This window comes from Streptomyces sp. NPDC102360, assembly GCF_044766085.1.
GTDB lineage: Bacteria > Actinomycetota > Actinomycetes > Streptomycetales > Streptomycetaceae > Streptomyces.
In genome coordinates, this window is record NZ_JBIWLG010000008.1 from 16099 (window position 1) to 39441 (window position 23343).

Annotated in this window: 16 protein-coding genes; 10 read left to right on the forward strand and 6 right to left on the reverse strand. The window is 71.3% G+C overall.

Annotation, left to right across the window (positions count from 1 at the left end; all coding sequences use genetic code 11):
- Positions 1-60: 60 nt before the first annotated feature.
- A complete protein-coding gene (glgP, locus tag ACIRHA_RS27725; protein WP_403851222.1) occupies positions 61-2679 on the forward strand; it encodes an alpha-glucan family phosphorylase in 2619 nt (872 codons plus the stop codon).
- A gap of 37 nt (positions 2680-2716) precedes the next feature.
- Here the strand turns inward: glgP and ACIRHA_RS27730 are convergent, their stop codons facing one another.
- The 4 genes from ACIRHA_RS27730 to ACIRHA_RS27745 form a co-directional block, all read right to left on the reverse strand.
- Positions 2717-4231, reverse strand: a complete 1515-nt coding sequence (locus tag ACIRHA_RS27730) for a M4 family metallopeptidase (protein ID WP_403851225.1) — start codon at positions 4229-4231, stop codon at positions 2717-2719.
- 228 nt (positions 4232-4459) lie between these two features.
- Complete coding sequence (locus tag ACIRHA_RS27735) at positions 4460-6565, reverse strand: M4 family metallopeptidase (RefSeq protein WP_403851227.1); 2106 nt, start codon at positions 6563-6565, stop codon at positions 4460-4462.
- A 378-nt stretch (positions 6566-6943) separates the two neighbouring features.
- Positions 6944-8833 (reverse strand): ABC transporter ATP-binding protein, encoded by a 1890-nt coding sequence (locus ACIRHA_RS27740; protein ID WP_403851230.1) that lies wholly within the window; start codon positions 8831-8833, stop codon positions 6944-6946.
- Positions 8830-10686, reverse strand: a complete 1857-nt coding sequence (locus ACIRHA_RS27745) for an ABC transporter ATP-binding protein (RefSeq protein WP_403851232.1) — start codon at positions 10684-10686, stop codon at positions 8830-8832. Before ACIRHA_RS27745 ends, ACIRHA_RS27740 begins: the two co-directional genes overlap by 4 nt.
- Before the next feature lie 205 nt (positions 10687-10891).
- On the opposite strand from ACIRHA_RS27745, the gene ACIRHA_RS27750 reads away from it, so the two are divergent.
- From ACIRHA_RS27750 to ACIRHA_RS27765, 4 genes are all read left to right on the forward strand, one after another.
- Entirely contained in the window at positions 10892-11812 is a 921-nt protein-coding gene (locus tag ACIRHA_RS27750) for an ABC transporter ATP-binding protein (protein ID WP_403851234.1), read from the forward strand.
- Positions 11809-12600, forward strand: coding sequence for an ABC transporter permease (locus ACIRHA_RS27755; protein ID WP_403851236.1), 792 nt, complete (start codon positions 11809-11811; stop codon positions 12598-12600). Before ACIRHA_RS27750 ends, ACIRHA_RS27755 begins: the two co-directional genes overlap by 4 nt.
- 308 nt (positions 12601-12908) lie before the next feature.
- The gene (locus ACIRHA_RS27760) at positions 12909-14099 is read left to right on the forward strand and encodes a sensor histidine kinase (protein ID WP_403852115.1); all 1191 of its coding nucleotides are present in this window, start codon (positions 12909-12911) and stop codon (positions 14097-14099) included.
- Complete coding sequence (locus ACIRHA_RS27765; protein WP_403851238.1) at positions 14089-14742, forward strand: response regulator; 654 nt, start codon at positions 14089-14091, stop codon at positions 14740-14742. Before ACIRHA_RS27760 ends, ACIRHA_RS27765 begins: the two co-directional genes overlap by 11 nt.
- A 26-nt stretch (positions 14743-14768) precedes the next feature.
- On the opposite strand, the gene ACIRHA_RS27770 is transcribed toward ACIRHA_RS27765, so the two are convergent.
- A complete protein-coding gene (locus ACIRHA_RS27770; RefSeq protein WP_403851240.1) occupies positions 14769-15881 on the reverse strand; it encodes a haloacid dehalogenase-like hydrolase in 1113 nt (370 codons plus the stop codon).
- Between the two features lie 111 nt (positions 15882-15992).
- Between ACIRHA_RS27770 and ACIRHA_RS27775 the strand changes: the two genes are divergently transcribed.
- Together ACIRHA_RS27775 and ACIRHA_RS27780 are read left to right on the forward strand one after the other, a co-directional pair.
- Positions 15993-16865: a helix-turn-helix domain-containing protein gene (locus tag ACIRHA_RS27775; RefSeq protein WP_403851242.1), complete on the forward strand. Its 873-nt coding sequence runs from the start codon at positions 15993-15995 to the stop codon at positions 16863-16865.
- Complete coding sequence (locus tag ACIRHA_RS27780) at positions 16862-17296, forward strand: VOC family protein (protein WP_403851244.1); 435 nt, start codon at positions 16862-16864, stop codon at positions 17294-17296. The genes ACIRHA_RS27775 and ACIRHA_RS27780 overlap by 4 nt, the downstream gene beginning before the upstream one ends.
- Here the strand turns inward: ACIRHA_RS27780 and glgX are convergent.
- Positions 17286-19562, reverse strand: a complete 2277-nt coding sequence (gene glgX / locus ACIRHA_RS27785) for a glycogen debranching protein GlgX (RefSeq protein WP_403851246.1) — start codon at positions 19560-19562, stop codon at positions 17286-17288. The two genes, ACIRHA_RS27780 and glgX, sit on opposite strands and share 11 nt — an antisense overlap.
- A 146-nt stretch (positions 19563-19708) precedes the next feature.
- On the opposite strand from glgX, the gene ACIRHA_RS27790 reads away from it, so the two are divergent.
- The 3 genes from ACIRHA_RS27790 to ACIRHA_RS27800 all read left to right on the forward strand — a co-directional run bounded on the left by ACIRHA_RS27790 (position 19709) and on the right by ACIRHA_RS27800 (position 23274).
- Positions 19709-20929 (forward strand): Ig-like domain-containing protein, encoded by a 1221-nt coding sequence (locus ACIRHA_RS27790; RefSeq protein WP_403851249.1) that lies wholly within the window; start codon positions 19709-19711, stop codon positions 20927-20929.
- Between the two features lie 154 nt (positions 20930-21083).
- Positions 21084-22268 carry an Ig-like domain-containing protein gene (locus tag ACIRHA_RS27795; RefSeq protein WP_403851252.1) on the forward strand — a complete coding sequence of 395 codons (1185 nt, stop codon included), beginning with the start codon at positions 21084-21086 and terminating at the stop codon, positions 22266-22268.
- A gap of 238 nt (positions 22269-22506) precedes the next feature.
- Positions 22507-23274, forward strand: a complete 768-nt coding sequence (locus ACIRHA_RS27800; RefSeq protein WP_403852118.1) for an enoyl-CoA hydratase/isomerase family protein — start codon at positions 22507-22509, stop codon at positions 23272-23274.
- Positions 23275-23343 lie beyond the last annotated feature (69 nt).

The window sequence follows — 23343 nt, forward strand, 5'->3', positions numbered from 1 at the left end:
GTGCGGCTACCGTCGGGGACACGACTCAGGCATCCGACGCGCAACCGCAGAGGTGAGCACGTGAAGGCCATCCGTCGATTCACCGTCCGTCCGGTCCTGCCCGAACCCCTCGCCCCGCTGCACGAGTTGGCGCGCAATCTGCGCTGGTCGTGGCATGCCGGGACCCGTGATCTGTTCGCCGCCGTGGACCCCGGTCGCTGGGCCGGATCCGGCGGTGACCCGCTGCGGCTGCTCGGCAGCGTGCCGCCCGAGCGGCTGGCCCGGCTCGCGGGCGACGAGGACTTCCTCGCGAGGCTGAGCGGGGTCGCCGACGATCTGCGCGGCTATCTGCACGACGACCGCTGGTACCAGGAGCGGGCGCGGCAGTCACAACTCCCTTCCTGTATCGCGTACTTCTCGCCCGAGTTCGGTATCACCGCCGCGCTGCCGCAGTACTCGGGCGGGCTCGGGATCCTCGCCGGTGACCACCTCAAGGCCGCGAGCGACCTTGGGGCGCCGCTGATCGGCGTAGGGCTGCTGTACCGGCACGGCTACTTCCGGCAGTCGCTCTCGCGGGACGGCTGGCAGCAGGAGACGTACCCGGTCACCGACCCGAACGAGCTGCCGCTCGCCCTGCTGCGGGAGCCCGACGGCAGCCCCGTGCACCTCGCGCTCGCGCTGCCCGGCGGGCGGCGGCTGCTCGCGCGGGTGTGGCAGGCGCGGGTGGGCCGGGTGCCGCTGCTGCTTCTCGACTCGGACATCGAGGAGAACGACGTCCACGAACGGGATGTGACCGACCGGCTCTACGGCGGCGGCAGCGAGCACCGGCTGTTGCAGGAGATGCTGCTCGGGATCGGCGGGGTGCGCGCCGTCCGCGCCTACTGCCGGCTCACCGGACACCCCGAACCCGAGGTCTTCCACACCAATGAGGGGCACGCGGGCTTCCTCGGTGTGGAGCGGATCGCCGAACTCGCCGAGCGGGGCGCGGACTTCGACTCCGCGCTGGAAGTGGTGCGGGCGGGCGCCGTCTTCACCACACACACCCCCGTCCCCGCCGGCATCGACCGCTTCGACCGGGAGCTCGTCGCCCGCCACTTCGGCGCCGCGGCCGAGCTGCCGGGTCTCGACGTGCAGCGCATCCTCGGGCTCGGCATGGAGACGTACGCGGGCGGTGACCCGAACGTCTTCAACATGGCGGTGATGGGGCTGCGGCTCGCGCAGCGCGCCAACGGCGTCTCCACACTGCACGGCTCCGTCAGCCGGGACATGTTCGCCGGACTGTGGCCGGGATTCGACGTCGAGGAGGTGCCGATCGCCTCCGTGACCAACGGTGTGCACGCACCGACATGGGTCGCCCCCGAGGTGCACCGGCTCGGCGCGCGGCAGATCGGGGAGCGGCGCACCGAGGACGCCCTGTCGATCGGCGGCTCGGACCGCTGGGACGCCGTCGGCGAGATCCCCGACCGCGACATCTGGGAGCTGCGCGGCGAACTGCGCCGCCAGCTCGTCGACGAGGTGCGCGAGCGGCTCGCCGCGTCCTGGCGGCAGCGCGGCGCGGGCGCGGCCGAACTCGGCTGGATCGACGGCGTGTTGGACCCGCATGTGCTCACCATCGGCTTCGCCCGGCGCGTGCCCTCGTACAAGCGGCTCACGCTGATGCTGCGCGATCCGGACCGGCTGATGCGGCTGCTGCTCGACGAGGAGCGGCCGGTGCAGATCGTCGTCGCGGGCAAGGCGCACCCGGCCGACGACGGCGGCAAGCGGCTCGTCCAGGAGCTGGTGCGGTTCACCGACGACCCGCGGGTACGGCACCGTATCGTCTTCCTGCCCGACTACGGGATGGCGATGGCGCAGAAGCTCTATCCCGGCTGCGACGTGTGGCTGAACAATCCGCTGCGCCCGCTGGAGGCCTGCGGCACATCCGGCATGAAGGCGGCCCTCAACGGCTGCCTCAACCTGTCGGTCCTGGACGGCTGGTGGGACGAATGGTTCACGCCCGACTACGGCTGGGCCATCCCGACGGCCGACGGTACGGCCACCGACGAGCACCGGCGCGACGACCTGGAGGCGGCCGCCCTGTACGACCTCCTGGAGCGCCGGGTGACGCCTCGCTTCTACGAGCGGGGCCCCGAGGGGCTGCCCGACCGCTGGATCGAGATGGTCCGCCAGACCCTCACCCACCTCGGCCCGAAGCTCCTCGCGGGGCGCATGGTCCGTGCGTACGTGGACCAGCTGTACGCCCCGGCCGCCGCGTCGGCCCGCTCGCTGGACGCGGACGCCGCCCGGGACCTCGCCGCGTGGAAGGCACGGGTCCGCGCCGCCTGGCCGCGCGTCACCGTCGACCACGTGGAGGCCTCGACGGGGAGCACCGAACTGGGTGCCACCCTCGGCCTCCATGTCCGGGTGGCCCTCGGCGAGTTGGGCCCCGACGACGTCGAGGTGCAGGCCGTCGCGGGGCGCGTCGACACCGAGGACCGGATCACCGAACCGACGACGGTGCCGCTGAAGCCGGCCGGCGGCCCGGACGCCGAGGGCCGCTGGGCGTACGAGGGCCCGCTCGCCCTCGACCGCAGCGGACCCTACGGCTACACCGTCCGGGTGCTGCCCGCGCATCCGCTGCTCGCGTCGGCGGCGGAGACGGGGCTCGTGACGGTGCCTTCGCAGGAGGCGGGCGAGGGCGGCGGGATGTTGATGCGGTGAGTCCTACGTGACGGTGAGTCCTACGTGACGGTGAGTCCTACTTGACGTTGACGCCCGACCAGGCGGCCGCCACGGCCTTGGACTCCGCCGAGTCCGCCCCGTACAGGTCCTTGGCGGCGTCCAGCGTGCCGGTGCGCGCCGCCGCGTAGTCGGTGTTCGACGTGAAGTACGTCGTCAGCGCCTTGAACCAGATCTTCTCGGCCTTGTCGCGGCCGATCCCGGTGACCGTGGAGCCGTCGGACGTCGGGGAGTCGTAGTCGACGCCGTTGATGGTCTTCTTTCCGCTGCCCTCGCTGAGCAGGTAGAAGAAGTGGTTCGCGATGCCCGACGAGTAGTGGACGTCGACGTCGCCCGCGCCCGACTTCCAGGCGTCGAGCGAGTTGCCGTCCTTGCTGGGCTTGTCCATGTAGCGCAGCGGCGAGCCGTCGCCGTTGATGTCGATCTGCTCGCCGATGAGGTAGTCGCCGACGTCCTTGCTGTTCTTCGCGTAGAACTCCACGGACGTGCCGAAGATGTCGGAGGTCGCCTCGTTGAGGCCGCCGGACTCGCCGCTGTAGACGAGGTTCGCGGTCGCCGAAGTGACACCGTGGCTCATCTCGTGCGCGGCCACGTCGAGCGAGGTGAGGGGGTTCTTGTTGCCCTCGCCGTCGCCGTATGTCATGCAGAAGCAGCTGTCGTCCCAGAACGCGTTGACGTAGTCGTTGCCGTAGTGGACCCGCGAGTACGCGCCCTTGCCGTCGCCGTTGATCCCGCTGCGGCCGTGCACCGACTTGTAGTAGTCCCAGGTGACCTGCGCGCCGTAGGCGGCGTCGACGCCGGCGGTGGCCGCGTCGTTGTTCGTGCCGTCGCCCCACTTGTCGTCGGCGTCCTTGAACAGGGTGCCCTTGCCGGACTCGCCGTGCTTGAGGTCGTACGTGGAGTGGCCGCCGCGTTCCGCGTCCGTGAGGGAGAACTCGGAGCCGGAGCCGCTCGTGCCGATGTCGACGCTGCCGCTGTACTGGGATTCGCCGGCGCCGGTGCGGATCTCGTCGTACTCGAAGATCTTCTTGCCGGTCTGGGCGTCCGTGATGACGTGCAGCCGGCTCGGCGTGCCGTCCTTCTTCGTCGACGTGACGACCTTGTCGTACGCGAGTCTCGGGGTGCCGGAGGCGGCCCAGACGACCTTCCGGGCGCCGGACGGGGCGGCCTTGAGGGAGACCCCGCTGGTCTGCACGTCGATGGACCTGGACGTCGCGCGGGTGACGCCCTCGCGCTTGCCCGCCTTCGTCTCGTGGACGACCAGATCGCCGCCGAGCACCGGGAGGCCGTCGTACGTGCGGTCGTAGCGGGTGTGGGTCGTGCCGTCGCGGTCCTTGACCACGTCACGGACGACGAGCTTCTCCTTGGAGCCGAGATTCAACTCCTTCGCCGTGGCGGTGGCGGTGTCGGCGGCGGCGCCCGTCGTGCCGAGCGAACCGGCCAGCAGCGCGCCGGCGGCGACTGCCGTGGCGACGGCGAGCGTGGTGCGGCGGGGCATGCGTCGGGATGTGTTTCTCGATATGTGGGGAGTCACGAAGAAAGCTCCTTGTGTGATGTGGGGGGTGAGCTTTGCCGTGCGGGTTGTGCGGGAAAACAGTGGCAGTTGATGACCAGGAATGTCATGTACGTGATCGGAGTTTGGCCGGAATTCGTTCGTTGAGCGAAAACTGACGGTCGCATTGCGAACAACGCATGAACAGGCGCGCCGCGCCGGGTAGTTGGGCCCCGGCACGACGCGCCTGGTCGTGGGCGTCCGTGCGGTTTACGGGAACGTCAGCTTGAAGCTGTTGATGTAGCCCGTGTCCTGCGGGCCGAGGTCCTGGACCTTCAGCTTCCAGGTGCCGTTCGCCGTCTCCGTGGAGGCGTTGACCGTGTAGGTGGTCTGGATGTTGGGCGTCGGGTCGTACGCCGACGAGTGCAGCCGGTACGTCTTCCCGCTCGGGCCCACTAGGTCGACCTGGAGGTCACCGCTCCACGTGTGCACGATGTCGACGCCGACCTTGAGCGTCGACGGCGCGTTGCCGCTGACGCCGGATACGGTCACGGACGAGGTGACCGCGGCCCCCGGGGAGTCCGGGATGTTCACGTCGGTGTCGTTCGTGAACGTCTTGCCGGTGCCGGGGTCGCCGCCACCGGAGCGGGCGCCCACGTTGATCGCGGCGAACGCGTCCTGGACCGCCTTGTACTCGGTGGACGTCGTCCCGTACAGCTCACCGGCCGCCGCGAGCGCGCCGGTGCGGGCCCCCGCGTAATTGGTGGTCGACGTGAACTTCGTGGTGAGCGCCTTGAACCAGATCAGCGCCGCCTTGTCGCGGCCGATGCCGGTGACCGGAAGACCGTCGGAGGTCGGGGAGTTGTACGTGACCCCGTTGATGGTCTTCGTGCCGCTGCCCTCGCTCAGCAGGTAGAAGAGGTGGTTGGCCGGGCCCGACGAGTAGTGGACGTCGATGGAGCCGATGCCCGAGTACCAGGAGTCCTTCGACGCGCCGTCCTTGCTCGGCTTGTCCTGGTAGCGCAGCGGGGTGCCGTTCCCATTGATGTTGATCTTCTCGCCGATGAGGTAGTCGCCCACGTCGGCCGTGTTGTTGGCGTAGAACTCGACGGCCGACGCGAAGATGTCGGAGGTCGCCTCGTTCAACCCGCCCGATTCACCGGAGTAGTTGAGCCCCGCGGTGTTCGACGTGACGCCGTGCGTCATCTCGTGCGCGGCCACGTCGAGCGAGGTCAGCGGGTGCGTGTTGCTCGTGCCGTCGCCGTACGTCATGCAGAAGCAGCTGTCGTCCCAGAACGCGTTGACGTACGCGTTGCCGTAGTGGACCCGGGAGTACGCGCCGACACCGTCGCCGCGGATACCGGTGCGGCCCTGCACGTTCTTGTAGTAGTCCCAGGTCTCCGCGGCGCCGTAGTGCGCGTCGGCGGCGGCCGTCTCGGTGTTGGAGGCGGAGCCGTTGCCCCACACGTCGTCCGCGCCGGAGTACAGCGTGCCGGTGCCCGACGTGCCGCGGTTCAGGTTGTACGTCTTGTGGCCGCCGCGCGCGGTGTCGTTGAGGGTGTACGAGGAACCGGACTGGGCGGTGCCGAGGGAGACGGTGCCGCTGTACTGGGTGTTGCCGGTGCCGTTCTCGATGGCCTGCCACTCGTGGAGCTTCTTGCCGGTGGCGGCGTCCGTGATGACGTGCAGCTGGTTCGGGGTGCCGTCGTCCTGGAGGCCGCCGACCACGGTCTCGTACGCGAGAGTGGGCTGCCCCTTGGCCGCGCCCTGGCCGAGCCAGACGACCTTGCGGGGTGCCTTGTCGGCCTCGGTCTTCTTCGAACCGTCGGCCTTCGCGAGCTTCAGGGCCTGCGTCTCGGCGGTGGCCGGTTTCACGTCGGGGGTGGTGTCGACGTTCTTGAGTTCGGCCTTGGCCGCCTTGGTGACGCCCTTCTCGGCGCCGGACTTGGCGGCGTCGACGATCAGGTCGCCGCCGAGGACCGGGAGGCCGTCGTAGGTCCGCTCGTAGCGGGTGTGGGTCGTGCCGTCGCGGTCCTGGAGCACGTCCCGGACGACCAGCTTCTCCTTGGCGCCGAGGTCGAGCTTCTTCGCGGTCTCGGCCTTCGCCCTGGTGGTGTTCGCGGCGCGCAGCAGTTCGGCGCGCTTGGCGGGGGAGAGCTTCACGGGCAGGGCACCCGGGTCGGCGCCGCGGGCCGCGTTCGCGGTGGCCTGCGCGGCGGGGGTCGCGGCGCGGGCGTCGGAGGCGGTGGCCGGGCCCGACTGGAGGGCGACCGCCAGCAGGGCGGCGACGGCTCCGGCGGCGGTTGCGGCGGCGGTGCGGCGGCCGCGGCGGGTGCGGGGCGTGGGTCTGTGGGAGGTGGAGGTGCTGCTTCTCAACGCTGACTCCTTGTGCACGGCCGCGTGGGTTGGGCGGCCAGCGGGACCGGGCGGCGGATGGCCGTCCGGGCAGAGCGCGGTGCGGGCAGTACGAAGTGCGGTGGTACGCGGTGCGGTGGTACGTGGTGCGTGGGGCTGTGCGGTGGCCGGGCGCGGTGCCGCTGTGTGGTGACTTTGCGGCGGCTGTGCGGTGGCCGTGGGGAAGAGTGGCAGCAGAGAGCGCGGTCTGTCAGGGGCCCGTCAGCAGGTTGGCCGGAAATGGTTCGTTGTCCGGTGCGGGCCGTTCGGTCTGCGGTGACGTGGTTGCGGACACGGGGCTCTGCCCCGGACCCCGCTGCTCAATCGCCGCAGGGGCTTGGTTTGCCCGAGTTGCGCTGATCAGTCCAGTGACTGGCTGTCGTGCCAAGCGCGGTGGAGGCCGGCGAATTCGCCGGAGGCGGCGATGAGTTCGGACGGGGGGCCGTCCTCGGTTACCCGGCCCGATGCCATCACCAGGACCCTGTCCGCGATTTCCACCGTCGACAGGCGGTGGGCGATGACGACCGCTGTGCGGCCGCGCAGCACCGTCCGCATGGCGCGCTGCACCGCCCGCTCCCCGGGGATGTCGAGCGAGCTGGTCGCCTCGTCGAGGATCAGTACCGCCGGGTCCGCGAGGAGGGCGCGGGCGAAGGCCACCAGCTGGCGCTGGCCCGCCGAGATCCGGCCGCCGCGCTTGCGTACGTCAGTGTCGTAGCCGTCGGGGAGCGCCGCGATGAAGTCGTGGGCGCCGATGGCCTTCGCGGCCTGTTCGATCTCTTCGCGGGTCGCTTCGGGGTGGCCGATCGCGATGTTCTCCGCGACCGTCCCGGAGAACAGGAAGGCCTCCTGGGTCACCATCACCACCCCGCGCCTGAGCTCCGCGTTGGACAGTTCGCGCAGGTCGACGCCGTCGAGGAGGACCTGGCCGTGCGAGGGGTCGTAGAAGCGGGCCAAGAGCTTGGCCAGGGTCGACTTTCCTGCCCCCGTCGAGCCGACCACCGCCACCGTCTGGCCGGCCGGCAGCGTCAGGTCGAAGCGGGGGAGGACCTCGCCGCCCGTGCGGTAGCCGAAGGAGACCGACCGGAACTCGACCTCGCGGCCCGGCTGTTCGCTCTCCCCCGGCGGCAGCGGGCGCGGCATGGCCGGTTCCGGCACCGTCGGCGTCTGCACCAGTAGGCCCGCGATCTTCTTCAGGGACGCGGCCGCGCTTTCGTACGCGTTGAGGAACATCGCCAGGCGGTCGATCGGGTCGTACAGGCGGCGGATGTAGAGCACCGCGGCTGCCAGGACGCCGAGTTCGAGCGTGCCGTCCGCGACGCGGTACGCGCCCCAGAGCACCATGCCCGCCACCGCCGTGTTCGCCAGGAGCCGGGAACCGATCACGTAGCGCGCCATCTCCAGCATCGCCGTGCCGTTGGACCGCTCGTGCCGGCGGTTGAGCTTCGCGAAGTGCTCGTCGTTCGCGCGCTCGCGGCGGAAGGCGCGCACCGGCCGGATCCCGTTCATCGTCTCGACGAACTTCACGATGACCGCGGCGATCGCCGAGGAACGCTCCGCGTACGCCCGCGCCGCCCGTCGCCGGTACAGCGTGATCAGGACGTAGAGCGGCGCGAAGGACAGGGCGGCGACCGAGCCGATGCCGACGTCGAGCCAGAGCAGCATCGCCGTGATGTAGATCGAGCCCACGATGACGTTGACCAGTTCCTGGAGGCCCTCGCTGAGCAGTTCGCGCAGCGCCTCGACGTCCGTCGTGGCGCGTGAGATGACGCGGCCCGACGTGTACCGGTCGTGGAAGTCCACGCTCAGCGCCTGCGCGTGCCGGAAGATGCGGCCGCGCAGGTCGAGCAGCACGTTCTGGCTGACGCGGGCCGAGAGGCGGATGTACGCGTACACGAAGGCGGCCGAGCCGACCGCGCACAGCAGGAAACCCGCGCCGACCGCGACCAGCGGCCCGTAGTCGTGCGCCCGGAACGCGGGGACCGCGCTGTCGATGGCGTACGCGACGATCAGCGGCCCCGACTGCACGGCGGCCTGTTGCAGGAGCAGCGCGAGAACGGTGAGGGCGACCATGCGGCGGTGGGGTGCGAGCAGCGAGCGGAGCAGGGTGCCCGTCGCGCCTGGGGGTGTGGGCAGGTCGTCCTGGTCGAACGGGTCGCCGGGGGAGGGGAGTTGGACGTCATCGGCGTCTTCGGGGTGCTGCGAGTCGCCCTGTGCGGCTGCCTTGGCGTTCGGCTTCGCGGTCGTCGTCATACGCGCTCTGTCTCCGTCTCCGCGTCCGTCTCCCCGGCGTGTTCGCCCGACATCAGGTGTCTGTACTCGGCGTTCGTGCGCAGCAGTTCGTGGTGGGTGCCCACCGCCGTGATCCGGCCCTCGGACAGCAGCGCCACGCGATCGGCGAGCAGCACCGTGGACGGCCGGTGCGCGACCACGAGTGCCGTGCTGTCGGCGAGGACCCGGCGCAGCGCCGCCTCCACCGCGGCCTCCGTGTGCACGTCGAGCGCGGACAGCGGGTCGTCGAGGATCAGGAAGCGGGGCGTGCCCACGACGGAGCGGGCCAGGGCGAGGCGCTGGCGCTGGCCGCCGGACAGGCTCAGGCCCTGTTCTCCCACCTCCGTGTCGACGCCGTCGGGGAGGTGGTGCGTGAAACCGGCCTGTGCGACGTCGAGCGCCTGCTCCAGTTGCTCGCGGTCGGTGGCCTCGGGGGCGCCCATCAGGACGTTGTCGGCGACCGAGGCGGAGAACAGGGTGGGTTCCTCGAACGCCACGGACACCAGTGCGCGCAGTTCGGAGCGGGGCATCGCGGTGATGTCGCGGCCGTCGAGCGTGATGTGGCCCGCTGTCGTGTCGTAGAGCCGGGGTACGAGGGCGGTGAGTGTGGTTTTGCCGCTGCCGGTCGCGCCTACGAGGGCCATGGTTTCGCCGGAGCGGATGTGGAGGTCGACGTGGGTCAGGGTGGGGGTGGCGTCCTCGGCGGCGTCCGGGTAGCGGAAGGCGACGTCTTCGAAACGTAGGCCGTCACCTCTGGCCGCCGTGGTTGCGGACTCGGGGCTCTGCCCCGGACCCCGCTGCTCAATCGCCGCAGGGGCTTTATAGGTGGCCTCCGGATCCGCGTCCATTACCTCGAAGTAGCGGCGCGTCGCCGTTGCCGCCTCCTGGCTCATCGCGAGGAGGAAGCCGATGGATTCGATGGGCCAGCGCAGTGCGAGCGCCGTGGACAGGAAGGCGACGAGCGTGCCGGCCGACAGCGTGCCGTCGGAGACCTGGATCGTGCCGAGCACCAGGGCCGCCCCGAGTGCCACTTCCGGCAGCAGCGTGATCACCGTGAGGATCCCGGCGAGCAGCCGCGCCTTGAGGAGTTCCGTGCCGCGCACCGTGCCCGCCAGGTCCCGGAAGGCGCGGGCCTGGCTGCGGTGCCGGCCGAAGCCCTTGATGACGCGGATGCCGAGGACGGACTCCTCGACGACCGTCGTCAGATCGCCGACCTGGTCCTGGGAGCGGCGTGAGGCCTGCGCGTACCCGTCCTCGAACTTGTAGCAGAACGCGATCAGCGGGACGGCGGGGGCGAGCAGAACGAGGCCGAGCCCCCAGTCCTGGACGATGAGCACGGTGAGCCCCGCCAGGATCGTCACCCCGTTGACGATCAGGAACGTCAGCGGGAAGGCGAGGAACATCCGCAGCACCATCAGGTCCGTCGTGCCGCGCGACAGCAACTGGCCCGATGCCCACCGGTCGTGGAAGGAGACCGGGAGCCGCTGCAGATGCCGGTACAGATCGGCCCGCAGCGCCGCCTCCACTCCGGCGAGCGGCCGCGCCACCAGCCATCTGCGCAGCCAGAACAGGACCGCCTCCACGATGCCGAGCGCGAGCAGTACCCCGGCGCCCACCCACACCCCGCCCGGATCGCGCTCGGTCACAGGACCGTCCACGATCCACTTCAGGACCAGCGGGAAGACCAGCGCCAGACACGACGCGAGCACCGCCACGAACGCCGCGCCCGCCCACCGCGCCCGCACCGGACGCACGTACGGCCACAGCCGCAACAGCGTCCGCACGGCGGAGAGTTGACCGGTCGTCTCTGTGGTGGCACGTGTAGTCGTCGGCATCAGGGGCGAGCCTACGGATTGCCACTGACAACGCCCACCGAGTTTCGGTCGGCCGCAGGTCGCAGGCCTGCCGAGAGCCCGCCGCGTCCACTGAGTCGTACCGGACCGCCCCCGGAGTCGTACCGCCCATCAACCGATCGGTTGATGCGTGCTCGAGCGCGATGGCCGATGCCCCGACCCGGCCCGCGCGGCGACGCTTGATGCCATGACCACCACCACAGCACCGCTCATCGAGGTCGCCGGGCTGCGCAAGACGTACGCCGGGCGGGCCGTCGTCGACGGGGTGTCCTTCACCGTCGGCGAGGGCGAGATCTTCGGCATCCTCGGGCCGAACGGCGCGGGCAAGACCACCACCGTCGAATGCGTCGAGGGGCTGCGCGCGGCCGACGAGGGCCACGTACGGGTCGCGGGGCTCGACCCCGTACGCGATCACGCGCAGGTCACCGGGATCCTCGGCGCGCAGCTCCAGGAGAGCGAGATCCAGCCGAAGCTGACCGTGAAGGAGGCGCTGGAGCTGTACTCCGCCTTCTATCCCGCGCCCCTCGACTGGCGGCCGCTCGCCGACCGGCTGCGGCTCACCGACAAGCTCGGCACCCGCTTCGCGAAGCTCAGCGGCGGCCAGAAGCAGCGCCTGTTCATCGCGCTCGCCCTCGTCGGCAACCCCCGCGTCGTCGTCCTCGACGAGCTGACCACCGGGCTCGACCCGCGCTCGCGCCGCGACACCTGGGAGCTCATCGAGGAAGTGCGCGACAGCGGCGTCACCGTCCTCCTCGTCACGCACTTCATGGAGGAGGCCCAGCGGCTCTGCGACCGGATCGCCGTGATCGACAAGGGTCGGGTCGCCGCGCTCGACACCCCGTCCGGGCTGATCCGGCAGGCCGCGGGCGCCACCGTCATCTCGTTCACCCCGTCCGCTCCGCTCGACGAGCGGGAGCTCGCCGCCCTGCCGGGGCTCGCCTCCGCGGGGCACAAGGACGGCCGGGTGACCCTCACCGGCGGCGACGAGACCGTCGACGCGGTCCTCACGCTGCTCGCCCGGCACCGCGTCACCGCCCACCAACTCCGCGTGTCCGACGCCACCTTGGACGACGCGTTCCTCGACCTGACGGGAGCCGGACAGTCATGAGCACCGCCACCGCACCCCACACCGCCACCGCGGTCCCCGCCGCGCGGGCCTCGGTCAACAGGGCCGTCCTCAAGGCCGAGTTCACGCTCTTCCGGCGTGAGGCGGGCAGCCTCGTCGGGATCCTGCTGTTCCCCGTCGCGCTGCTCGTGATCCTCGGCTCCATCCCGTCCTTCCGGGAGGCCGACGCGGGGCTCGGCGGCATCCGGCTCATCGACGCGTACGTGCCCGTCACCGTGCTGCTCGGCATGATCGCGGGCGGCATCCAGTCGATGCCGCCGATCATCACCGGGTACCGCGAGCGCGGCATCCTGCGCCGCATGTCGGCCACGCCGGTGCGGCCGACAGCCGTCCTCGGCGCGCAGATGGGCATCCACGGCGTGGCCGTCCTCGTCTCGGTCGCGGTCTGTCTCGCGGTCGGCCGGATCGCCTTCGACGTGGCGCTGCCACGGCAGCTCGCCGGGTATCTGCTCGCGCTCCTCCTCTCCGTCGTCGTCTCCCTCGCCCTCGGCGCGCTGATCGCCTCCAGGGCCCGTACGACGAAGATCTCCAACGCGATCGGCTCGATCGTCTTCTTCCCCGCGATGTTCTGCGCGGGCGTCTGGCTGCCGGTGCAGGCGATGCCGGACGCGCTGGCCCACATCGTCGAGCTGACGCCGTTCGGCGCCGCCGCGCAGGCCCTGAACCAGGCCGCGGCGGGGGACTGGCCGACCTGGTCGCACCTGCTGGTGCTCGCCCTCTGGGCCGTCGGCCTGACCGGCGCGGCCGCGCGCTGGTTCCGCTGGGAATGACCGGGGAGCCGGGCGTGGTCGCGCAGACTGGGGGCATGGACGAGCGGGACCAGCGAGGACCGGGCGCGCGGCCCGGCGGCGACGGGAGGGCCGGCGGCCCCGACCGGGCGGGCCGTGCGGTCCCCTGGGGCGGGCGCGCCGTGAGCGGGGGCGCGGAGAGCGGCGGGCGGGCCGGCGCCCGTGAGGGGGCGCAGCCCGGCTGGGGCCCGACGGGCGCCGCGTGCGGCCGTGACGCGGAGCGGCTCGACCCCGGGGCCCTGGACGTCGAGCTGCGCTGGCGCGCCTTCCACCGGTACTCCCCGTACGTGATGCTCGCCATCAGCGCGCTGCTCGCGGTGCCGACGAACGCCGCCTTCGGTGTGGGGCACACGGGTTGGTACGTGATGGGTGGCCTCGTCGCGGGCGCCGCGGTCCTGGAGGGCGTCGCCATCCGCGTCGGCCTCGCCCGCAAGGGCCCCTCGGTGGCGACGACCGTCTACTACGGGCTGCGCTGGGCACTGGCCTTCTGCCTCGCGTGGATCAACCCGCTCTTCGCGTTCTACGCGGCCATGGGCTACTTCGGTGCCGGCCGGTTCCTGCTGCCCCGCCTGGTCAAACCGGGCCTCGCCGCATCCGCCGTGATCCTCGCCGGATCGCAGGCCGGCGGCCTGCCGCCGGAGAACGCGCCGCAATGGGCCCTGTTCGGCGCGCTGCTCGCGATCAACCTGGGCCTGGTGGGCGCCATGGTCCACCTCGACACGAAGGAGTACGAGCGCACCCGCGCCCAGGTCGCCACCATCGCCGAGCTGGAGCGCACCAACAAGGCGTTGCAGGAAGCCATGGACGAGAACGCGCAGCTTCACACCCAACTCCTCGTCCAGGCACGGGAGGCCGGCATCTCCGACGAGCGCCGCCGGCTCGCCGCCGAGATCCACGACACCATCGCCCAGGGCCTGACCGGGATCATCGCGCAGCTCCAGGTCGTCGCGAACACGGACGACCGGGGCCTGGCCTGCGAGCACCTCGACCGGGCCGCGGACCTCGCCCGGCACAGCCTCGGCGAGGCCCGCCGCTCCGTGCACAACCTGGCGCCCGCCGCCCTGGACGACGCGACGCTCGCCGAGGCCCTGAAGAAGACCGTCGAGGACTGGTCGGCCCGCACCGGCGTCCGCGCCGACTTCACCCTCACCGGCACCGCCGAGCCGCTGCACGACGAGATCGAGGCCAGCCTGCTGCGGATCGCCGAGGAGGCGCTGTCCAACGCGGCCCGGCACGCGGCCGCCACCCGCGTCGGCGTCACCCTGTCCTTCATGGCGGGCGAGGTCACCCTCGACGTGCGCGACGACGGCCGCGGCTTCGACCCCCTCGCCGTTCCGGGCCGCTCCGGCGGCGGCGGCTTCGGCCTCGACGGGATGCGGGCCCGCGCCGAGCGGCTCGCGGGCGGCGTCACCGTCGAGTCGGAGGAAGGCGGCGGCACCGCGATCTCCGCTCGCGTACCGTTGGTCCGCCATGACCAGTGACTCCGCCCCTCCCGCCATCAGCCTGCTGATCGTCGACGACCACCCCGTCGTACGGGACGGTCTGCGCGGCATGTTCGAGTCGACCACCGGTTTCACGGTGCTCGGCGAGGCGGCGAACGGGGTGGAGGCCGTCACCCGCGCCGAGGCACTCGACCCGGACGTCGTCCTCATGGACCTGCGGATGCCGGGCGGCGGCGGCGTCGACGCGATCCGGGAGCTGGCCGGGCGCGGCGTACGCGCCCGGGTCCTGGTCCTCACCACGTACGACACGGACTCCGACACGCTGCCCGCGATCGAGGCGGGCGCCACCGGCTATCTGCTCAAGGACGCCCCGCGCGAGGAGCTCTTCACGGCGGTACGGGCCGCCGCCGACGGCCGCACCGTCCTGTCACCCGCGGTCGCGTCCCGCCTGGTCACCGCCGTGCGGACGCCCGCGGCGCCCGCCGACGAAACGCTCTCCGGCCGCGAGCGCGAGGTACTCGTCCTGGTCGCGCGCGGCACGTCGAACCGGGAGATCGCGCGCGAGCTGTTCATCAGCGAGGCCACGGTGAAGACCCATCTCACCCATATCTACGGCAAGTTGGGCGTGAAGGACCGGGCGGCGGCGGTCGCGGTGGCGTACGACCGCAAGATCCTCGGCTGAGACCAGGTCCCGTACATGGCCCGGCCTCAGCCGATCTGCTCCGGGGTGACGGTCACCCACCGCTTGTCGGCGGTGACCTTCTGCCCGAGCTCCTTCTGCCGCTTCACCCCGTCCGCCTTCATCCCGTTCAGCTCCTTCATGTAGCTGTCCTTGCGGTTGACCCACACCCGAACGCCCCCGTGCGCCACGTCCACCGACCGGAACAGCATCGGCCCGTCGCTCTTGGGTGTGTCCCCGGCCGCGAGGACCGGCTTCTTCCAGGCGTCGATGTACGTACTGATGGCGGCGGGCTTGCCTTCGTACCAGGTGGCCGGGGCCCACAGCGTGGGCGTCAACTCCCGGTCCTCCAGGGCCTTCTGGTCGAACTTCCCGGCCGCGATCTCCTTGCGGGAGCTGGTGACGTCACCGGTCTTGCGGTCCTTGAGCAGGGCGGCGACACCGAGCACGTTCTCGGGCTTCACGTCGTAGCCGTACTTCGGGTCGCCGAGCACCATGCGTACGAGGTCCTCGCTCGCGGCGCTCACCACGTACACCTCGATGCCGTGCGAGCGCAGCGCGTGGTACAGCTCCCGCATGCCGTCGGAGAACTCCGGCGGCTTCGCGCCGCCCGGCAGCTCCCCCTTGTACGCCAGCAACTCGTCCACGTACACCTTGAGTTGCTTCAGCGTGAACCCGGAGAAGATCTGCGCGGCCCACGGATAGCAGACCTGGTCGTCGACCTCGCACAGCCGGTTGTAGTACTCGGTCAGGGTCTCCTTGTGCGTGGCCGTGTCCTTGAAGGGGATGACCTTCAGCGACGGGTCCATGGTGTCCCGCGTCAGGACGCCCTTCATCTCCATGAAGGGCAGCAGCGACTCCTCCAGGTCGTTGCGGTACGTCGTGTTGTCCGCGTCGAAGGTCGCGTACGCGCCCTTCTCGCCCTCGTGCGCCGCCACGACCCGGGCGAGCTGCTGCGCCTGCGCCCGCGGCCAGTGCTTCAGCTGGGCGGCGACGGTCCGTGCCGTCGCGTCCCGTCCGGTGGCGGCCGTCGCCTCGGTGTCGGGCCACAGCACGGTGGTGGCGAGCGCCGCGGTGAGGGCGGCGCCCACGACGCCGGCGAGGAGGGGCTTCTTGCGCAGGGAGTTTCTGGCTTCGGTCACGGCGCGCCACCCTAGAGCTACGGGACCCTGATTCCCATGATCGAGGTCACCGTCCGTGACCCGCATGCGACCGCCGGGCGCGGGTAGGTGTCCGGCTTGCATACTGGAGGTATGAGCACCGGCTCCCAGGAGTTCGTGCGCGCGACGCCACGGCCCGGCGGCCCGATCGTCTCCGCGGTCGGCTATCGCACGCGAGGCCTGCCTCCCGCGCTCCACCGCGGCCTGCCCTCCCCGTACCTCACGGTGATCTTCACCCTCGACGAGCCGGTCGTCGGCGGCCACACCCCCGAGGAGGCCCTGGGCCCCGACGCGGTCCGCACGGACATCGTCGTGGGCGGGCTGCACCAGAGCCCCGAGTTCATCGCGCAGTCCGGGTCCGACGCGGGCATCCAGCTCGCGGTGCACCCCCTCGCGGCCCGCGCGCTGCTCGGGGCGCCGGCCGCCGAGCTCGCGGGGCCCGTCGCGGTCGAGGGTACGGACGTGCTCGGCCGGACGGCGGCCCTCGTACGGGAGGAGCTGGTCGGGCTCGACGACTGGCGGGCCCGGTTCGACCTCGTCGCCGACTATCTGGCGCGGCGGACGGCCGGCGACCCGCTGGCCGGCGTGCGCCCCGAGGTCGCCGAGGCCTGGACGTGGCTCGCCCGGCACCGCGGCGCGGGCACCCTGAAGGGACTCGCCGCGCACGTCGCCCTCAGCGAGCGCCGCCTCACCGCGCTGTTCCGCGCCGAGACGGGCCTGAGCCCCAAGCAGGCCGCCCGCCTGATGCGCTTCCAGCACGCGAAGGCCGCCGTCGTCCGCGCCGTGGCGGCGGGCGCCCCGCCGGACCTGTCCCGCGTCGCCGCCGAGCACGGCTACTGCGACCACTCGCACCTGGTCCGCGACTTCCGCCAGTACACAGGTCTGAGCCCGACCGGGTGGCTCGCCGAGGAGTGCCGGAATATCCAAGCCGGGGGACACCACAACGGCGAAGACTCGGAGCCATGAACACCACACAGAGCACCCAGCAGACACCCCGCGAGCCCGCCGTCTGGCCCACTCTCCAGGCGAACGACGCGCCCGCGCTCATCGACTTCCTCGTCGGCACCGTCGGCTTCCTGCGCACGGCTGTGTACGAGGACGGCGACCGCGTCGCCCACGCCCAGCTCGACTGGCCCGAGGGCGGCGGGATCATGCTCGGCTCCCACAAGCCGGACGCCGAGCCCGGCACCTGGTGCGTCAAGCCCGGCAGTTTCGGCGGCTACGTCGTGACCGCCCGGGTCGATGAGCTGTACGCCCGGCTCGTCGACGCGGGCGTCAAGATCCTCCGCGAGATCGAGGACCAGCCGTACGGCAGCCGCGAGTTCGCGATCACCGACCCCGAGGGCAACATGTGGTCCTTCGGCACGTACCCGGGCGAGCCCAGGCCTACGGCCTGACCTTCAGGAACAGCACCGTCCTGGCCTCGACCGTGACCGTGGCGCCGGCCTCGTGCAGCACCGCCGGCGCCGCGCCCTGTTCCTCCTCGCCGGTGTCCACCACCACCTCGTACGACCCGGCCCAGGGCTCGCCCGGCAGCACGAAGCTCTCGGCCCGGTCGCCCGCGTGCAGGATCGCGAGGAAGCTGTCGTCCCGCACCGGCTCGCCGCGCGCGTCACGGCCGGGGATGTCGCGCCCCGACAGATACATGCCGACCGTGCCGGCGGGCGCGTACCAGTCGCCCTCCGTCATCTCGGTGCCTCGCGAGGTGAACCACGCGAGGTCCCGCAGCCCGTCCGCCGAGGCCGCCCGGCCCGAGAAGAACGCGCGGCGGCGTAGCACCGGGTGCGCGTGCCGCAGCGCGACGAGCCGTGCGGTGAGCGCGAGCAGCTCCCGGTAGCCGGGGTCGTCGAGGAGGGACCAGTCCACCCAGCTGATCTCGTTGTCCTGGCAGTACGCGTTGTTGCTGCCGCGCTGCGTGCGCCCGAACTCGTCGCCCGCCACCAGCATCGGCACCCCGGTCGACAGCAGCAGCGTCGTCAGCAGATTCCGCAACTGCCGTCTGCGCAGGGCCCGGACGCCCTCGTCGTCGGTCTCGCCCTCGACGCCGCAGTTCCAGGACCGGTTGTCGTGCGTGCCGTCCCGGTTGCCCTCGCCGTTGGCCTCGTTGTGCTTCCTCTCGTACGACACGAGGTCGCGCAGCGTGAAGCCGTCGTGCGCGGTGATGAAGTTGACCGAGGCGTACGGGCGGCGCCCGCCCCACGCGTACAGGTCGCTCGAACCGGAGAGGCGGTACCCGAGGTCCCGTACGTCGGGCAGCGCGCCGCGCCAGAAGTCGCGCACGGCGTCGCGGTAGCGGTCGTTCCACTCCGTCCACAGGGGCGGGAAGGAGCCGACCTGGTAGCCGCCCGAGCCCACGTCCCACGGCTCCGCGATCAGCTTCACGCGGCGCAGCACCGGGTCCTGCGCGATGACCGCGAGGAACGGGGAGAGCATGTCGACGTCGTGCATGGAGCGGGCGAGCGCCGCGGCCAGATCGAACCTGAACCCGTCGACGCCCATCTCCGTGACCCAGTACCGCAGCGAGTCCGTGATCAGCCTGAGCACCTGCGGCTGCACGACGTGCAGCGTGTTGCCGCAGCCCGTGTAGTCGGCGTAGCGGCGCGCGTCGTCCTGGAGGCGGTAGTAGCCGCGGTTGTCGATGCCCTTCAGGGACAGCATCGGGCCCAGCTCGCCCGCCTCCGCCGTGTGGTTGTAGACCACGTCGAGGATGACCTCGATCCCCGCGTCGTGCAGCGCCCGCACCATCCGCTTGAACTCGCCGACCTGCTGCCCGGCCGTGCCGGACGCCGCGTAGCCCGCGTGCGGGGCGAAGTAGCCGATGGAGTTGTAGCCCCAGTAGTTCCTGAGCCCCCGGCGCAGCAGATGGTCCTCGTGCGCGAACTGGTGCACGGGCAGCAGCTCCACAGCCGTCACGCCCAGCTTCACCAGGTGCTCGATGGCGGCCGGGTGGGCGAGCCCGGCATACGTTCCCCTCAACTCCTCCGGAATGCCCGGGTGTTGGCGGGTGAAGCCGCGTACGTGCAGCTCGTAGATCACCGAGTCCGCCCACGGCGTCTTCGGCCGCCGGTCGTCCACCCACTCGTCACCGGACGCGTCGTCGTGCACGACCACGCCCTTCGGTACGTACGGCGCGGAGTCCCGGTTGTCGCGCACGGTGTCGGCCACGTGCTGCTCGGGCCAGTCCCGTACGTGCCCGTAGACCTCGGGCGGCAGACTGAACTCGCCGTCCACCGCCCGCGCGTACGGGTCGAGCAGCAGCTTCGCCGGGTTCCAGCGGGCGCCGGTCCACGGGTCCCAGCGGCCGTGCACCCGGAACCCGTACCGCTGCCCCGGCAGCACTCCCGGTACGAAGCCGTGCCAGATCTCGTGCGTCAACTCGGTGAGCGGGGCCCGGCGTTCATGGCCCTCCTCGTCGAACAGGCACAGCTCGACGGACTCGGCGCCGCCCGCCCACAGGGCGAAGTTGGTGCCCGCGACCCCGTCCGGTCCGACCCGGAAGCGGGCGCCGAGCGGCACGGGCGTGCCCGGCCACACCGGCTCCAGTGGGGACACGCGCTCCCGTTCCCGCTCGTGACCGCGACCGGTGAACGGGGCCGGCAGCGCTCTGCCGTTGCCCGCGCGCGGCGCGCTCTGAACTGCCTCCTGCTCGGGTGCGCTCGACACCTGACGGCCTCCCGCGGCTCCACGGCTCCTGGGCAGCGGGGCGCCCGGCGTCCCGGCCGCGCTCCCCCTGCCTCCTTCCCCTGTTCTGCCCAGAGCTTCGCTCGCACTCACGTTTCCCCGGCGGGGTGCACGTCGTTGGCTCTGGCGTGAGAACAGCTGTGAGGCGTGCGCGGCACGCAGGGGCGACCTTGGGCGCCGTACTGACCTGGGCGGGACTGATGGGCGCGCTCGCCGGATGCGGGGGCGACACGACGTTCGGCAAGCCGCGGTCCGCGAAGGAGTTGGTCCGGGTCACGCCCGACGACGGGGCGAGAGGCGTGCGGGCGGACGGCGGTCTTCACGTCACCGTCGCCGAGGGCCGGTTGGAGTCGGTCAGGGTCGTCAAGGTCCAGGACGCGGAGGAGCGGTCCGTGCCGGGCCGTCTGGAGCGGGACTCGATGCGCTGGCGCCCCACGGGCCCCGGCGCGGGCCGTCTCGCGCTCGCCGCGCAGTACAGGGTCGACGCGGTCGCCATGGACGGCCACGGGCGCCGCGTGGCGCGGCACACCACGTTCAAGACGTACGTTCCCGACAAGCGCTTCATCGGCTACGTCACGCCGGAGCACCGCGCGAAGGTCGGCACCGGAATGATCGTCAAGGTCGCGTTCAACCGGGAGATCGAGAACCGGGCCGCCGTGCAGCGCGCCATCAGGGTCACCGCCGAGCCCGGCGTCCGGATCGCCCCGCACTGGTTCGGCAGGAGCCGCCTCGACTTCCGGCCGAAGCGGTACTGGAAGCCCGGCACCGAGGTCACCGTCGACCTGGGGCTGCGCGACGTACAGGCGGCGCCCGGTGTCTACGGCCGCCAGGACAAGGCGTTCACGTTCACCGTGGGCCGCAGCCAGGTCAGCGTGGTGGACGCGGCCGCGCACACCATGCGGGTGCACAGGGGCGGCAAGCCGGTGGAGACGGTGCCGATCACCGCGGGGGCGCCGGGCTCGACGACGTACAACGGGAAGATGGTCGTCAGCGAGATGCTCGACGTCACCCGTATGGACAGCCGCACCGTCGGATTCGGCGGCGAGTACGACATCCCGGACGTGCCGCACGCCATCCGGCTCACCGACTCCGGCACGTTCCTGCACGGCAACTACTGGTCGGGCGGCGTCTTCGGCCGCAGCAACGTCAGTCACGGCTGCGTAGGACTGCGCGATGTGAAGGGCGGCAGCAAACGGACCCCCGCGGGCCGGTTCTTCGACCGCAGCCTCATCGGTGACGTGGTGGAGGTCAGGAACAGCGCGGACAAGCAGGTCGCGGCGGACAACGGGCTGGGTGGCTGGAACATGGACTGGGCGCGCTGGAAGGCCGGGGGAGCGGTTACGCGCTAGCCGAAACTGGGGCATCCTCCCCACTGTTGGGACTGAACGGTGACATCCCTGGGGGTCCGTTTCCCCAGGTCGTGTGGTTATCTTTCGCAATGCGTGCGCGCGAAGGCGCGGTAGTGCGGGCCTTGGGGCAAGGCCGTGCGAGGGGAGAAACATCTTGAACGGGCGACGACCGATATCCGCGGCTCTGCTGGGGGCGGCACTCTTCCTTGTCACCGCGTGCGGTGGCGGCGGTGGTTCCGGCGACGACAAGGGGAGTTCCGGCAAGGCGGCACAGAAGGAGTCGCAGGCTGTGGTGGAGGTGGCGCCGAAGAACGGCGCCGACGGGGTCGCGACCAGCGGGGCCCTCAAGGTCACCGCGGACAAGGGGAAGCTGACCGAGGTGAAGGTCGCCGACACCAAGGGCAACGAGGTGCAGGGCGCGATCGCCGGCGGCGGCAGGAGCTGGACCCCGGCGCGGCATCTCGCCGCGTCGACCGAGTACAAGGTGCACGCGGTCGCCAAGGACAAGGCGGGCCGCGAGTCCGCCAAGGACTCCACGTTCACCACGCTCACCCCGAAGAACACCTTCATCGGCACGTTCACCCCGGAGGACGGCTCGAAGGTCGGCGTCGGCATGCCGTTCTCGATCCGCTTCTCGCGTGGCATCACGCACCCGGAGGACGTCGAGAAGGCGATCTCGGTCAAGGCCGAGCCCGATGTCCCGGTCGAGGGCCACTGGTTCGGCAACGACCGCATCGACTTCCGCCCGGAGAAGTACTGGGCCACGGGCACCAAGGTCACCGTCAAGATGGACCTCGACGGCGTCGAGGGCCGGCCCGGCGTATACGGCAAGCAGGCCAAGACCGTGAAGTTCACCGTCGGCCGCAGCCAGATCTCCACGGTCGACGCCAAGACGCACATGATGACGGTCAAGCGCGACGGCAAGACCCTCAAGAAGATCCCGGTCACCACGGGCAAGCCGGGCTACGAGACGTGGAACGGCAAGATGGTCATCAGCGAGAGCCTGCGCGTGACCCGCATGAACGGCGAAACGGTCGGCTACGGCGGCGAGTACGACATCAAGGACGTCCCGCACGCCCAACGCCTGACCGACTCCGGCACGTTCATCCACGGCAACTACTGGGGCGGCGGCACCTTCGGCAACGTCAACTCCAGCCACGGCTGCATCGGCCTCCGCGACGTCCGCGGCGGCTACGACAAGAAGGTCCCGGCGGCCTGGTTCTTCGACGAGTCGATGACGGGCGACGTGGTGGTGGTCAAAAACTCCCACGACAGGACGGTCGACGCCGGCAACGGCCTGAACGGCTGGAACATGTCCTGGGCGGACTGGAAGAAGTAGACGCTCGTGTCCATGCCCTGCCGGCGGGCGAGCTCTTCAAGCTCCGCCGGCGGGCGAGCCCATCAAGCCCCGCCGGCGTTTGAGGCGAATCAAGCCCCTGCGGCGATTGAGCAGCGGGGTCCGGGGCGGAGCCCCGATCTTTCCAGCCCCGCCGGCGCTTGAGGCGCGGGGTCCGGGGCGGAGCCCCGTGACCGCAACCCCGGTGGACCGCAACGATCAACTGGGTACGCTGCGCCGCATGACCGTTCACCTCGAAGTAGCCGCCGGCGTGGGGACCATCCGCCTGGACCGCCCCCCGATGAACGCCCTGGACGTAGCCACCCAGGACCGCATCAAGGAACTCGCAGAGGAGGCCACGGCCCGCGACGACATCCGCGCCGTGGTCCTCCGCGGCAGCGAAAAGGTGTTCGCGGCCGGCGCGGACATCAAGGAAATGCGCGACATGGACCACGCGGCGATGGTCGCGCGCTCCCGCGGCCTGCAGGACTCCTTCACCGCGGTCGCCCGCATCCCGAAGCCCGTCGTCGCCGCCGTCACCGGCTACGCGCTGGGCGGCGGCTGCGAACTGGCGCTCTGCGCCGACTTCCGGATCGCCGCCGACAACGCCAAGCTCGGGCAGCCGGAGATCCTGCTCGGCCTGATCCCCGGCGCGGGCGGCACCCAGCGCCTGTCCCGCCTCGTCGGCCCGTCCAAGGCCAAGGACCTGATCTTCACGGGCCGCCAGGTACGGGCCGAGGAGGCGCTCACCCTCGGGCTCGTCGACCGGGTGGTCCCCGCGGCCGAGGTCTTCGACGCCGCGAACGCCTGGGCGGGGCAGCTCGCCAAGGGGCCCGCGATCGCGCTTCGGGCGGCGAAGGAGTCGATCGACACGGGCCTGGAGACGGACCTCGACACGGGCCTGGCGATCGAACGCAATTGGTTCGCAGGCCTGTTCGCCACGCAGGACCGGGAGACCGGGATGCGCAGCTTCGTGGAGGAAGGCCCCGGGAAGGCGAAGTTCGCCTGACGCGGTCCCCAAGTAGCTTGCGGGCAAGCCGAGTTGATCAGTTCGCCCGTTCGGGGAGCATTATCCGAG